Consider the following 12108-nt stretch of genomic DNA (forward strand, 5'->3'; position numbering starts at 1 on the left):
TAAAGGTAATACTGCAACAGCGCAGTAACTGGCTGGCAGTTCAAATGCTGATTTATCAGCATTTGACCAACCTAGCCATCCTTACGCGGGGGGTGGGAAGACGAACTAGACAAGCTAGTTCTGTCTCACTCCCTCCCTAAACTAAGATTCATTGAATATCCTGTAATGCTGGCTCAGCTTCATGACTAAAGAAGTCAAGCAAAAGGATATTGTTAGAATCTAACTGATCGAGCATCTTCCCCACGCTTTGAGTCATGTATCGTGATGTATAAATCATACCGTCTTTTAGCCAATGACTTATTATCCCAAGAAGTGCTGAATCAATGAAGGAGATCTGCAAATTCAAGGGAACTTTTGGTTGCTCATCTGCTTCAGCCATCACTGTGTAAAACCTTGATAGCTGTTCAGATAACCGATCATAAAGTTGTTCATAGAAGAAGTCATTTCGTTCGTTGTTCAGTAATACATCAAAAATATCAGCTTCACTTTCAATGTACTGAAACGCCTTCTGGAGTGAGAACACCTGCACCGTTTGCCCTTTAGAAAAACTAAGGTCCTCACTCTCTACCATCACTTGATCAAAGAATTCATCAAGGATCTCGTTAATCGCGGATCTGATGAAGTCCTTCTTATCTTTATAGTGAAGATAGAAAGTTCCCCGGGTGATGTTGGCGGTTTCAGTAATTTTTTGAACGCTGATGTCTTCTAATTTTTCTCTTTGCATTAGATAAACTAGTGCTTTACGAAGACTATTACGTGTCTTCACTACACGTGGATCTGTCTTATTACCTGCCATAAATCATCATCCCTTCGATTTCAGCTTAAGTTCCCCTCGCTTTCGTACTTCTACTAATTTAAAGTATAGGTTTCGAAAGCGGTTCAGTCAAACAATCAAAGTAATCATTCTATAAAAAATGCAATATATTTTCAAGCTGCATTGACAATTACGGACGTAAAATTATATACTATAATTTGTCTGAAACGGTAGCTCAACTGGATAGAGCATCGGTCTTCTAAACCGAGGGTTGAGGGTTCAAGTCCCTCTCGTTTCATTTCAAATGCTGATATATCAGTATTTATGAGCCAGTTGAACTTTAGGAATACTTCTAAGTAAATAGAAAAATAGCATTTCCTTCAAAATAGGAAGTGCTATTTTTTTATACTAAATATCATCTATGTGAGTAAATTGGCTGGCTTAAAATAATAACACCGGATTGCCTGAAATATTTTTCAATATATGATTAATTTATCAATCTATTAGCTATCTTCCCAATTAATTACGGATTAAACAAATAATATTCTCAAAAATAAGTAATCTTCAATAATTTAATAATAATCTCTCGATAACTAAAGAAATACAGCGTCAATGAGAGTTAGACCTTTCATATTAAATCTTCTAAAATTGATAATATTTTAAACATTTAATAAAGATTATGTCAGTTTATTAGTTATTAATTGCAAAATAATGAAAAAGTCTAATAATAAAAAATAGAGAATGCTTTTTGAGGTGATTTATCATGTTACCATTCTTTGTTATTATAATAATTTTAATTGGTTCAGTTGTTGGTCAAATTATGTTTGGTAACAAAACCAATAATGATGATCAAGCAGCTGGTAAACATGTTGCTTCTCGTAACAGTTATAATAGTCGGAAAGCATGATCGTTTTCGATTCAACAAAAAAGAGGACTGGCAAATGTCAGTCCTCTTTTTTTGCTTTAATTTTTTATCCAATGGGTTCGTTGCTGCTCAATCAATTCTTTATACTTAGTAGTAATTTCTTCGCCACTAAATCTTAAATCAACCAGCCCCCCCCACTTTATTAGGAGATGCCAAGCATGACGAAAACTTTCCTGACGGTGATTGTAGTAAGCATCGTTAAGAAAGTGCTTAATTGCTAAGTATTGCTTATTAAGATCGGCAAGTTTCGTTGTTGGTTTAGTTCGTTGAATTAAATCCCATTGTTTTTGATCCATAACAACCAAATGTGTCCACTGCTGCTTTGCACTGAATAGTAACAATAATTCAAGTGATTGCAAGTAGTGCTCAAGTGACTCCTGGGGATCTTCCTTAGATTGATCAAGAACTTTAAACCAGCCATTACTATTCGCAAGCTTTGCTAGTTCTACATCTAATGCAACAAAGATTGTTTGCTTGCGCGTTTCTGGACCAATCGTCAGCTCCCTTGCTTCGTCCACATCGAGTTCTAAATCAATTACTTGATGTAGTAATGTTGTCCAATTAATCATTTTTCTCATCATCCTCAAGAACTGACTCATCAGTTGTCGGCTCATCCTGTTCAACTTGCTCATCATCGGCAAAAATTAACGGATCTGACTTGACCGCTAATTCATCACGATTATTCAAGTACCAATCACGAATTAATTGGTAATGAAGTAGCAAGTCAAAAAGTGAAACTTGGGCGTCAGGATCTTGAACAGAGAAAAACCATTGTTGACTGTAATCATCAGGGTCAAACGAAAGATCAAGATTAACCTGACGTTCAAGCCGTAATTCAGCACCATTATTCTTTGGTAAATTAAATAGCATGTAATCAGTTTCTGCCGTAGCAACGAACAATCGATCAATTACGGTTAATGATAGTTCAAGCTGAGCTAAGTCATAATGCTGCTGGTTACTTGTATCAAGGATTCCCCGATCAATTACAAAATTCAAATCGTCGTGAAGCGCCTGGGCAAAAAGTAATAACGGTTTGATTGCCGAACGTAAGTCAAGATCCGAATACTTTTTTAACCCATTAATGATAAAGTAGTTCACTAGTGCTTTATTATTAAACCGTAACATTTGATGCTTGAGGTTTAGAGAAAAAATTGGTTCATTATCATTGACATCCGTAAAAACGGCATTTTCTTCCGCATCCTTAATAAAATGAAAGAGGACCTTTTCACCTAACGCAGAAATCGTTGCATAAAAACGGTGGCTTGTTGGATCTTCAGTAATTTTGAGTTCTGTATTGGAGTGCATTTCCAACAATCGTCCCATTAATAGCAAATAATAATCTGCAGCCTGATAGTGTTGAGGAAACTTAACAAACGCGTCTTCTAAATCTAAATTTACTAAATCGTTTGTTGCAGCAAAAAGATCATGAGCGTCTTCAGTTTGAGCTAGTTTAGTTAATAATTTGACGTAATGTTGACCAATTTCCAGGCCATGCTCAAAAGAATGGGCCAAGGCATTTAACTGTTCAGATGGTTGATTCAACATTTGATTATTGTTCATCATCTGTCACCTGCTTTTCTTGGTCATCAGATAAGCTCTTAATGTAATTAGCGTATAAATTGCGGTTAGCTAATTCAAAGTCTTCAAAAGAACCGAACGTATCTAAAATACTTTTTTGTTCATAGCTCAAAATTGTATTTTCTTTTGAAAGTGACAGAACTACCTGCTCGTTATCCTTGATTGTTTGCGTAGCTGTTCGTGATTCTTCTTCTTCGTCTTCTAACTTTTGAAGAGCATCAACAAGGCTTTGTCGACTTTCCTTATTCTTAGTACTTTCCCAAATTCCTGAACGCGAGCTAACATCCTTTAGTTGTTCTTGTAACTTAGTCCGCTGTTCTTCACGTTCACGCTGGTGATCAATTAAATCTTGCAGTCGATCATTTTCAGCAGAGATTTTATCAATCTTGTCGCTATTGTACCGCTTATTATCACGGGACAATTCAAATGTCTTCTTCAACTTATCGTATTCATCATTATTAAACAGGAAGCGAACATTGAGAACGTCCAATTCACCAAATTCACGGCGATCCCACCAATTACCAAAATAGATCCGGTAATGACCGGTCTCATATTCCTCATAATAAAAGAATGGATACTGCTTCCCCAAATAATCAATCAATTTAATACTTAAGAAGTTACTTAAGTAATTAGTAATATCATCAACTAAGCTCATTACGCTTTGATTGTTAGGTTGTTGCTCCCGATGTTCGATCTCCTTAGCATAACGTTGATTATCCAATAACTGATAGATTTTTTTATCATGGTGATCTTTTACTGCTTCATCCACTTGGCGCAGGAAGGAAACCTTTTCAGCAATCCGCTGATTAATAATTCCACTTACGTCATGAGCAGCCTGTTCGTGTCCTGAAATTGCCATTATGCACCGCTCCTCACTTTAATAACTAGTTTTTATCTTAATCGACTTGTTGCAAGATTTAAAGAACTTCATAAATTATTGAAGAGTTTCTTTACATTTAACCAGCGATCGTTGATTTTAAAATAAAATTGGTTATAATTACAATATAGATATATTACATTTGTGTAATATATCTATATTGTTGAAGCGTTTCGGAAAGAGGCGAAGTTAGATGGCACTTAGTAAGCAAGAACGTAAGGAAATGGCACGTAAAGCCATGGAAAAGCGTAGCAACAAGAAGCCAGATGGTTCTGGTTTTGCAAAGATTGATGCTGACGCCAAGAAGCTGAGCGATTAACTTTTTTTGAAGCAATTCACTCTTTATTCAAGGGGCTTACTCTAAAGCCTCTTGAATTCTTTTAACTATAAAAAAGATCCTAAAACGACTCATGGTATTTGAGAAACATCAGATACCATGAGTCGTTTTTTATTAAATATTACTGGCGTACTTTATTAATGTATTTCTCTAAACGATCCATTCCCTCTTTAATCTGATCCATACTAGTTGCATAGCTAAACCGTAAGTAGCCATCGCCGCCTTTACCAAAGTACGAACCCGCTGTAATTGCAACCCGCGCGTTCTTAACAAGATCATAAATCAGCTTAGTGTCATCTTGTTCTAAGAAGTCAGGAATTTTGGCGAAAATATAGAACGCTCCCATTGGTCGACTGCAGTCAAACCCCATCGCTGTCAACCGTTTCTTCATATAATCACGCCGTTGAATGTATTTTTCGTCCATTTCTTTAGTTGCTGTTGTTCCACCCTTTAAGGCCGCTTCAGCAGCGTCTTGAGTAAAGGTCGCAACGTCCGTCATTACAAACGAATGAACCTTAAAAATTTCATTAGTAATTGCTTCTGGTGCACAAAGATAGCCAATCCGCCAACCAGTCATTGCGTACGATTTAGAAAGGCCATTTGTTAAAATTGTCTGTTCGGGGAGTGCCCGTGCCATCGAAGCATATCCACCATCATAGATTAGTTCACTATAAATTTCATCACTAATCGCAAAGATCGGTTTCCCCTTAATCAATTTAGCAAGGGCATTAAGTTCCTCTTGGGTATAAGCTATTCCAGTGGGGTTTGATGGATTAACAAAAACAACTCCTTTAACCCGTTCACCATATTTGTCTAAATAGGACTTCAGTAATTCGGGAGTTAATTTAAAATCTGTTTTTGAAGTATCAACCTCAACAGCCGTCCCGCCAGCAATTACTGCATCAGGACTATAGATTGAAAAGGTTGGTGTGGGAACTAAAATAACATCACCGGGATTAGTGATTGCAGTAATTGCCGAATAGACTCCCTCAGTTACCCCATTAGTAATTAAAATCTCGGTTTGGGGATTATAATGCAAATCGTAATTTTGAGCTAAGAAATCCGAAACAGCCTTTAGCAGACCTGCAGTCCCCCGTTGCGGTGCGTAGTGAGTCCGGTTATTCTTAATACTTTTAATTGCTGCATCTTTAATATATTCTGGCGTATTAAAATCTGGCTCGCCAATTGTAAATTTAATCACATTGTCAAATTGTGAGGCATAATTACTAAATTCAAAAATCTTTAGTTTAGGAACATCATTTAGTGATTTCCGCATGTATTGCTTCATCTCAACCATTTTTAACAACCTCGTTTTTGGTTTTATCGTTAATTACTAGATTACGTCTTTTGTTCAGTAATGGTCAAGCTTCTTGGCTAAATTTTAAAAATAAAATAGAAGAAGCTATGGTACAGCCAATCTTAGGCTTACTCATAACTTCTTCCATAATTCATATCTTAAAATTAAGCTTGAAGTGCCTTGATCATCCGGTCAAGCAATTCAATATCTGTATCACGAGAATAGATATCCATAATCTCGTAAATTTGTGGAGCAGAAGTTGACCCAGTAAATGCTAAATTAAGTGGGAAGTATAAGCCACGTCCCTTAATGCCAGTAGCTTTACCAACTTCCTTAATAGCTTGACTGTAGTCATCCGCACCGTTTTCAAGTTTTTCTTTTAAGCCGATTAAGACAGCTAAAACATCATCATTAGCGAAGTCTTCATTGTCCTTAATTAGATCGTAATTGAAGTTTTCATCAAGAACGTTGTAATAGGACCAAACATATTCAATCACTTCAAGTAACTTATTAACATCACGTTGGTGAACATGGATTGTCTTCATAATCAAGTTCTTTAACTGATCTTCTGGAATTGATTGAAGGCGCTTAGCTTCTTCAGTTTCGCCTTCTTTTACCAATTCCATGGTCCGATCGGTCAATTCGTCAACGGACATGCTCTTAATGTATTGAGCATTCATCCAATCAAGCTTCTTTTGATCGAAGTAAGCTGGAGCTTTTGACATCCGGTTTGGATCGTAAACCTTAATTAATTCATCCTTCGAGTAAATTTCCCGTTCGCCAACTGGTGACCAACCTAAGAATGCAATAAAGTTAAAGATTGCTTCGTGAAGGTAACCATGCTTTTTGTATTCACTAATGAATTGCAAAGTATCCTTATCACGCTTACTTAACTTCTTCCGGGTCTTTGGGTTAAAGATCAATGGAATGTGGCAGAAAGTTGGGTGATCCCAACCTAGTGCTTCATAAATTGCAATTTGCTTTGGTGTATTTGAAATATGATCAGCACCACGTAATACGTGAGTAATGTCCATCGTATGGTCATCAACAACAACCGCAAAATTGTAAGTAGGCATCCCATCACTCTTTTCAATGATGAAGTCACCACCAAGATTATCAGAGTTAAAGGAAACATGACCCCGAGCAATATCATCCCATTCATAGTCATGGTTCTTTGGGAAGTGGAAACGAATAGTTGGCTTTAACCCCTTAGCTTCGGCAGCCTTTTGCTCTTCTTCGCTCTTGCCATACCAACGACCATCGTAATGTGGTGCTTCGTTATTAGCCCGTTGACGTTCCCGCATTTCGGCTAGTTCTTCTTCAGTTGAGTAATCCTTGTAGGCTAACCCTTTGTCAAGCAATTCTTGAATATACTTGTGGTAAATTCCTTGCTTATTCCGTTCACTTTGACGGTATGGAGCATACTTTGGATTAGGCTTGTTAGGACCCTCATCCCAATCAATTCCTAACCAATGCAAGTTCTCCCGTTGACTTTCTTCCCCGTCCTTAACATTTCGCTTGGTATCAGTATCTTCAATCCGTAATACCATTGTTCCATTAAAGTGACGAGCAAATAAATAATTAAAAAGGGCTGACTGCGCATTACCAATATGTAAGAAACCTGTTGGACTAGGTGCGTAGCGAACTCTGACCTTCTTGTCATCCATGTTTGCGATTCTCCTTTATATCTGTTTCACGAACAAATTCGTGACTGCAACATGTTTAATTGTATCGGAATGTTGCTATTTGTCAATTTCATTCAAGCACAGATAATGAGGGACCGCAAGCACTAGTACTCAGTCCCCCATTATTTGCTATTTTATTATGGCGTTAAAATTATTAATATTGTTCCATGTATGTGAAGCCAATTTTGGTTCCTATTATATAAGTTTCTACGGCTACTATAATAGGAGAAGAAAGTTTTTTAAAAACCATAGAAGTTCATAAATGTTGCAAAATTTGTTGCAAAATTGTTGCATTTAAAGACACCCGACACCTCATAAGAAGTGCCGGGTTATTTTGTCCCACTCAAACTTAACTTGTAATCAGTATAGCATAAACTGCTGTTCGCTTTACGGAAACAAAAAAAGACTATATACTTAAATTAACGTACAAGTATATAATCTTTCTGCTCCATCACCTTTTAGTTGATGGATTTTTTATTTTAAACTAATGATAACTTTTGCAAGGTTTTTACTAATTTAGGGTTTTCTAATAATTCATTCATGGTTGATTTAGGATTAATATCGACAGTTTTATTTACAATCTTGTTTATTTTTTTACTAGGAACCTTAACGAATTGTCCTTTTAGATTTTGATTCATTATATCAGCTCCTTTCAAATTAATAAGTGTATACTACTATATTTATTACTAACTATCAAGAATTTTTACCTGAAAGTATCTTTCTTGAAAAGCCAAAATCAATATAAGAATGTCTTAATATATATTGGTAGAGTTGGTTAAATGATATTTTTTTATTTGCAACATCAATAGATATATTATACAACGCAACTTCATTAAGAATATCAAATGAATAGCCATTTAATTTCAAATATAATAATGCAGTTAATAAAGCTGTTCTCTTGTTTCCATTATTAAACATCTGCTTTGTTGATATTGTATACCAAAAATAAGCTGCCTTGTACAGAATCGTAGGGTATGGAGTTACACCAAAGAAACTATTATCAACTTGACCAAGTAATGAAGATAATCCGTCATTATCCTTAACGCCATAAAACCACTCTTCTTTTAATAACTTCTCTGATTCTTCGTTTATATAAGAGAGTATATCAATATTTAGTTTAGGATGTTCTTTTGGAATGATATACCAGTATCCCTCAAGAACATTATCAAAATAAAAAGAAAGCTTATACAATTGTTGATTATATTTTCTAAAAGATAGTTTTCATCTTCTTTTATCAACTTGGTTTAAATTTATTGACTTAGCAAAAAGTTTCTTATATTCGTAAATCTGTTTTCTACAAATATTTGTAACAACCAAATATCCATAAAGTTTTTTATCATTCATAATACATACCTCAAACAATAATTATACGACAAAAATTCCTAGTGGTCATTGCAGATTGTGCAACTACCACTAGGACTAGTTTTTTAATACATTTTATCAAGCTTATTAATTATTTCGTCAAAAAGTAAAGTACATTGCGACTTTTTGCCATAACTATCAATAAAGTCATCTCTAACTGCTAAAAGTGTTTCTTTACTATAAGGATATTGTTTAAATGTTCCTTGAATAGTATCTTCAAATGAGTTTGCTTTTCTATCATACATTAAGACCAACTGAGCCATTAAGTGACTTTCAATAGCGTTAAGATATATGTTTAGCATCTTTTTATAATTTACTGATTTTTCAATTTCAACATTGTGTCCTTTTGCTAATGCTATTTGTTCACAAAAGTCGTTAAATGTACTACCGTCTGCTTCCATATCGTTATAGTCAGTATTACCTGTACCTATTCCACTAACGAAAAGAATAGTACCTAACATTTCATCAAAATTCATCTTAGGTACAGGCGGATGTGATTTAGTAATGCGCTTATTCACTTCTTCAATTTTATCGTTGATTTTTTTATTAGCTTCTTTAAGATTATTTATTTCAATTTTCAAATCATTTAATGAATTAGATTTATTATTAGAAGGTGATACAACAGTTTCTTTAGCTCCAATTTCAAATCCAAGAAATTTAAAAGTTCGATTTTCAAAAAATGTTGCTATGTTTGCAAATACTATCAAAGCCCAAACTACAAACATGGCAAATAAAATAAGCAATGATTTCCAATCTAGGACTCTAACATATTCAAGCCCCAATACCATTCCAAGATAAGCAGTAGCCAAAATGATTCCCACCGGTCTACCAAACTTTTTCATATAAATCACTCCATCATATAAATCAATAATTATTATAATAAAAAAAGAGTTAGACTTTTCCGTGACCAACTCTAGTGATTTATATGATAACTAAATTATACGACAAAAAAGCCAACCAGTCCATAAGAACCGATTGGCTTAATTTTTCTATAATTGAATTGTTTGACCAACAAAAATCATGTTCGGGTTAGCGATGTGATTCTTACTTGCTAATGCTTGCCAAGTTGTCCCGTGAGCTGAAGCAATTCCAGATAAGGTATCGCCGCTTTGAACGGTATAGGCGTTAGATTGACCAGTACCACCAAGAATAATCTTTTGACCAACATAAATCACGTTAGGATTAGCAATGTGGTTGAGACTTACTAAACCAGAGACGGTTGTACCAAACTTGCTAGCAATTCCACTTAACGTATCGCCCGCTTGAACGTAATAAGTATTCTGTGGTGATGCATTACCCGTCACTTTCAATACTTGACCCACTTGAAGTAGATTAGGATTACCCAAACTGTTAATTGCTGCTAAATTTTGCCAAGTTGTATTGTACTTTTCGGCGATTCCACTTAGGGTATCGCCTGTTTGCACAATATATGTCCCAGTAGCTGGTTTACCAACATGTTCTGCCGGTTGCGGTGCTGGTACTGGGGTACTTGGTACGCTACCGCTTGCTTCTCCATTGGTAAAGGCACCATCAAAATCAAGGCTGGTGTCAATCCCCATAATACCGTGATCGGTATATTGCCAAGCATTCGCATTATCAATTCCGAGTGAAGTAACTCCATAGCCAGCAACCCACTTCTTCCGGTTACCAAAGCCATGACTATTTAAGATTCCACCAGTAAAGAAGCTCCGCATTGAGTAGACACCGGTGCTCTTATAACCAAGTGCTTCTACTTCTTGAAGAAAGGCTAAGGTAGCCCCTTGATAGTCACTGGCTGAATTAACTTCTGCATCATCAATCATCAGCGTATCGTCATACATGCCAAACTGACGAGCAACCTTAACAAAGAATCGAGCTTCATTTTGTGCATCTGGAATTGAAGTATAGCGAGCAAAGTGATAACAAGCTACCCGTAAGCCCACTGCTAAAGCATTGCGAATTTGTGCTGCTGCTCGTGGGTTAATGTAATTAGAGCCATCTTCACTGCCTTCAGTTAGCTTTACAACGACTCCTTGTGCTCCTTGGTTCTTAGCTGCCTGAAAAAATGCTACCGTATCTGGTTGGTAACTTGATACATCAATAAACGGATTACGAACTGCCATTTTATGCGACCTCCTTTGGATCGATTGCCTTTTTCTTACCATCTGGGACAGAATTAGGTTCTTTTTGTCCCAACTTGTCCGGCTCTTTTGCTGGATCTGTGGTAGGCGTTAATGGTGATTTTTCATAAGCTGATTGAACGGCTGATTCAATTGCCTTAACATCAACATTAGTAAAGCCCTGCTTGTTCAATGTATCTTGAACAATTGCCGTTGCTTGTGCAAACTTAGCGTCACCGGTTAGATTCTTACTTATTAAAGAATTGACTGCCGTGTTAGCAACCTGTTCAATGAATCCCCACAATTCTTTTGATTGTGCTGTTTTGGCATGTTGAACCTTGCTGTGTAGTAAGTTCTTCCCTGCATTCATGAGATAAAAAATAGCGGTCGAAACAACCGCTGTAATTACATATTCCGGAATTGCATTAATAATCTCATTCATTATTTATCTTTCCCTCTTTCAAAGACTTCATGCTCCAGTGCTTTGATTCTTTGATTCCGCACCTTTGCTTCACCGATGTGTTCCTCAAACCGCTCTTCTAGCAAATCAACCCGATCGGCTGTCCGATTTGCTGTTGATTTAATTGAATCCATTGTGTGACTTAGATTATCAATTTTAACGATTAAATCTTGAACTACGTTTGACAGCTTTTCAGTTCCGTTTTTAATTGCTAGGTTAAGCAACCAAATTAAGAATCCACCAACGATTGAAAAAATAGTTACGATTGCCAACAGCTCGTCCCACGAATACCCCGCAATACTATGCATTTACTCACCCCCCAAATCCTTAAAATTAATTTATGATATAATGATCTGCAGATAAAGATTACACAATATGCGAGTGCCATGTGACACTCGCCTTTTTCTTTTTATAGCCGCCCATAACAAAAGCCCCGTTGTATTAACAGCGAGGCTTATTTATGTATTGTGTATTTCTTCGGCGACTATATGTTAGCTATATATCAGCTATATCTAGCTATCTAATTTACTATCTAAGCAACCGTAGCTGGTGCCACGTAATCCTTACCAGTAATTTGCTTGTACTGTTCGGGCGTGATTACCACATTAACATACCCTGTTACTACATTACCTAGGCTAAACATCGTTTTAACAAATTCCATCCAATCCATAATTAGTTACCTCCATTTTCTTTCTTATCTTTCATGGTTAACTGTGCCAACTGCAAGCCCAACT

At 36.1% G+C, this 12108-nt stretch carries 15 protein-coding genes and 1 tRNA gene; 3 read left to right on the forward strand and 13 right to left on the reverse strand.

Features of this window, described 5'->3' with window-relative positions:
• Nucleotides 1-148 precede the first annotated feature (148 nt).
• Nucleotides 149-796 (reverse strand): TetR/AcrR family transcriptional regulator, encoded by a 648-nt coding sequence (locus HUK45_RS01115; protein ID WP_191910708.1) that lies wholly within the window; start codon nucleotides 794-796, stop codon nucleotides 149-151.
• A 182-nt stretch (nucleotides 797-978) separates the two neighbouring features.
• Between HUK45_RS01115 and HUK45_RS01120 the strand changes: the two genes are divergently transcribed.
• A tRNA-Arg gene (locus tag HUK45_RS01120) sits at nucleotides 979-1052 on the forward strand.
• A 465-nt stretch (nucleotides 1053-1517) separates the two neighbouring features.
• Nucleotides 1518-1661, forward strand: a complete 144-nt coding sequence (locus HUK45_RS01125; protein WP_191910709.1) for a hypothetical protein — start codon at nucleotides 1518-1520, stop codon at nucleotides 1659-1661.
• A 56-nt stretch (nucleotides 1662-1717) separates the two neighbouring features.
• Here HUK45_RS01125 and HUK45_RS01130 read toward each other — a convergent pair whose 3' ends face one another.
• From HUK45_RS01130 to HUK45_RS01140, 3 genes are read right to left on the reverse strand one after another with little or no spacing between them, the layout of a single operon-like run.
• Nucleotides 1718-2248 (reverse strand): dUTP diphosphatase, encoded by a 531-nt coding sequence (locus HUK45_RS01130; RefSeq protein WP_191910710.1) that lies wholly within the window; start codon nucleotides 2246-2248, stop codon nucleotides 1718-1720.
• Nucleotides 2241-3239, reverse strand: coding sequence for a hypothetical protein (locus tag HUK45_RS01135; RefSeq protein WP_413230816.1), 999 nt, complete (start codon nucleotides 3237-3239; stop codon nucleotides 2241-2243). Before HUK45_RS01135 ends, HUK45_RS01130 begins: the two co-directional genes overlap by 8 nt.
• Nucleotides 3229-4116, reverse strand: a complete 888-nt coding sequence (locus HUK45_RS01140; protein WP_191910712.1) for an exonuclease SbcC — start codon at nucleotides 4114-4116, stop codon at nucleotides 3229-3231. The genes HUK45_RS01135 and HUK45_RS01140 overlap by 11 nt, the downstream gene beginning before the upstream one ends.
• A 211-nt stretch (nucleotides 4117-4327) precedes the next feature.
• Here HUK45_RS01140 and HUK45_RS09675 point away from each other — a divergent pair, with 211 nt between their 5' ends.
• On the forward strand, nucleotides 4328-4453 hold the full coding sequence (locus HUK45_RS09675; RefSeq protein ID WP_003717313.1) for a hypothetical protein: 126 nt from the start codon (nucleotides 4328-4330) through the stop codon (nucleotides 4451-4453).
• Between the two features lie 139 nt (nucleotides 4454-4592).
• On the opposite strand, the gene HUK45_RS01145 is transcribed toward HUK45_RS09675, so the two are convergent.
• From HUK45_RS01145 to HUK45_RS01185, 9 genes are all read right to left on the reverse strand, one after another.
• On the reverse strand, nucleotides 4593-5768 hold the full coding sequence (locus HUK45_RS01145; RefSeq protein WP_191910713.1) for a pyridoxal phosphate-dependent aminotransferase: 1176 nt from the start codon (nucleotides 5766-5768) through the stop codon (nucleotides 4593-4595).
• A gap of 164 nt (nucleotides 5769-5932) precedes the next feature.
• Nucleotides 5933-7435 carry a glutamate--tRNA ligase gene (gene gltX / locus HUK45_RS01150; RefSeq protein WP_191910714.1) on the reverse strand — a complete coding sequence of 501 codons (1503 nt, stop codon included), beginning with the start codon at nucleotides 7433-7435 and terminating at the stop codon, nucleotides 5933-5935.
• Between the two features lie 497 nt (nucleotides 7436-7932).
• Nucleotides 7933-8091, reverse strand: a complete 159-nt coding sequence (locus HUK45_RS01155; RefSeq protein ID WP_191910715.1) for a hypothetical protein — start codon at nucleotides 8089-8091, stop codon at nucleotides 7933-7935.
• 55 nt (nucleotides 8092-8146) lie between these two features.
• Entirely contained in the window at nucleotides 8147-8644 is a 498-nt protein-coding gene (locus HUK45_RS01160; protein ID WP_235971910.1) for a type II toxin-antitoxin system death-on-curing family toxin, read from the reverse strand.
• A 236-nt stretch (nucleotides 8645-8880) separates the two neighbouring features.
• A complete protein-coding gene (locus tag HUK45_RS01165) occupies nucleotides 8881-9657 on the reverse strand; it encodes a hypothetical protein (protein WP_191910716.1) in 777 nt (258 codons plus the stop codon).
• Nucleotides 9658-9804: 147 nt separating this feature from the next.
• On the reverse strand, nucleotides 9805-10917 hold the full coding sequence (locus tag HUK45_RS01170; protein WP_191910717.1) for a LysM peptidoglycan-binding domain-containing protein: 1113 nt from the start codon (nucleotides 10915-10917) through the stop codon (nucleotides 9805-9807).
• Between the two features lies 1 nt (nucleotide 10918).
• Entirely contained in the window at nucleotides 10919-11356 is a 438-nt protein-coding gene (locus HUK45_RS01175; RefSeq protein ID WP_191910718.1) for a phage holin, LLH family, read from the reverse strand.
• Entirely contained in the window at nucleotides 11356-11682 is a 327-nt protein-coding gene (locus HUK45_RS01180; RefSeq protein WP_191910719.1) for a hypothetical protein, read from the reverse strand. Before HUK45_RS01180 ends, HUK45_RS01175 begins: the two co-directional genes overlap by 1 nt.
• Before the next feature lie 224 nt (nucleotides 11683-11906).
• On the reverse strand, nucleotides 11907-12044 hold the full coding sequence (locus HUK45_RS01185; RefSeq protein WP_148444691.1) for an XkdX family protein: 138 nt from the start codon (nucleotides 12042-12044) through the stop codon (nucleotides 11907-11909).
• Nucleotides 12045-12108 lie beyond the last annotated feature (64 nt).

The organism is Limosilactobacillus urinaemulieris (assembly GCF_014838745.1).
In the GTDB taxonomy this organism is placed as follows: domain Bacteria; phylum Bacillota; class Bacilli; order Lactobacillales; family Lactobacillaceae; genus Limosilactobacillus; species Limosilactobacillus urinaemulieris.

Bases quoted from the DNA above. Each gene is read 5' to 3' on its own strand.
- HUK45_RS01115 (WP_191910708.1), bottom strand. From the start codon at position 796: ATGGCAGGTAATAAGACAGATCCACGTGTAGTGAAGACACGTAATAGT.
- HUK45_RS01125 (WP_191910709.1), top strand. From the start codon at position 1,518: ATGTTACCATTCTTTGTTATTATAATAATTTTAATTGGTTCAGTTGTT.
- HUK45_RS01130 (WP_191910710.1), bottom strand. From the start codon at position 2,248: ATGATTAATTGGACAACATTACTACATCAAGTAATTGATTTAGAACTC.
- HUK45_RS01135 (WP_413230816.1), bottom strand. From the start codon at position 3,239: ATGAACAATAATCAAATGTTGAATCAACCATCTGAACAGTTAAATGCC.
- HUK45_RS01140 (WP_191910712.1), bottom strand. From the start codon at position 4,116: ATGGCAATTTCAGGACACGAACAGGCTGCTCATGACGTAAGTGGAATT.
- HUK45_RS09675 (WP_003717313.1), top strand. From the start codon at position 4,328: ATGGCACTTAGTAAGCAAGAACGTAAGGAAATGGCACGTAAAGCCATG.
- HUK45_RS01145 (WP_191910713.1), bottom strand. From the start codon at position 5,768: ATGGTTGAGATGAAGCAATACATGCGGAAATCACTAAATGATGTTCCT.
- gltX (WP_191910714.1), bottom strand. From the start codon at position 7,435: ATGGATGACAAGAAGGTCAGAGTTCGCTACGCACCTAGTCCAACAGGT.
- HUK45_RS01155 (WP_191910715.1), bottom strand. From the start codon at position 8,091: ATGAATCAAAATCTAAAAGGACAATTCGTTAAGGTTCCTAGTAAAAAA.
- HUK45_RS01165 (WP_191910716.1), bottom strand. From the start codon at position 9,657: ATGAAAAAGTTTGGTAGACCGGTGGGAATCATTTTGGCTACTGCTTAT.
- HUK45_RS01170 (WP_191910717.1), bottom strand. From the start codon at position 10,917: ATGGCAGTTCGTAATCCGTTTATTGATGTATCAAGTTACCAACCAGAT.
- HUK45_RS01175 (WP_191910718.1), bottom strand. From the start codon at position 11,356: ATGAATGAGATTATTAATGCAATTCCGGAATATGTAATTACAGCGGTT.
- HUK45_RS01180 (WP_191910719.1), bottom strand. From the start codon at position 11,682: ATGCATAGTATTGCGGGGTATTCGTGGGACGAGCTGTTGGCAATCGTA.
- HUK45_RS01185 (WP_148444691.1), bottom strand. From the start codon at position 12,044: ATGGATTGGATGGAATTTGTTAAAACGATGTTTAGCCTAGGTAATGTA.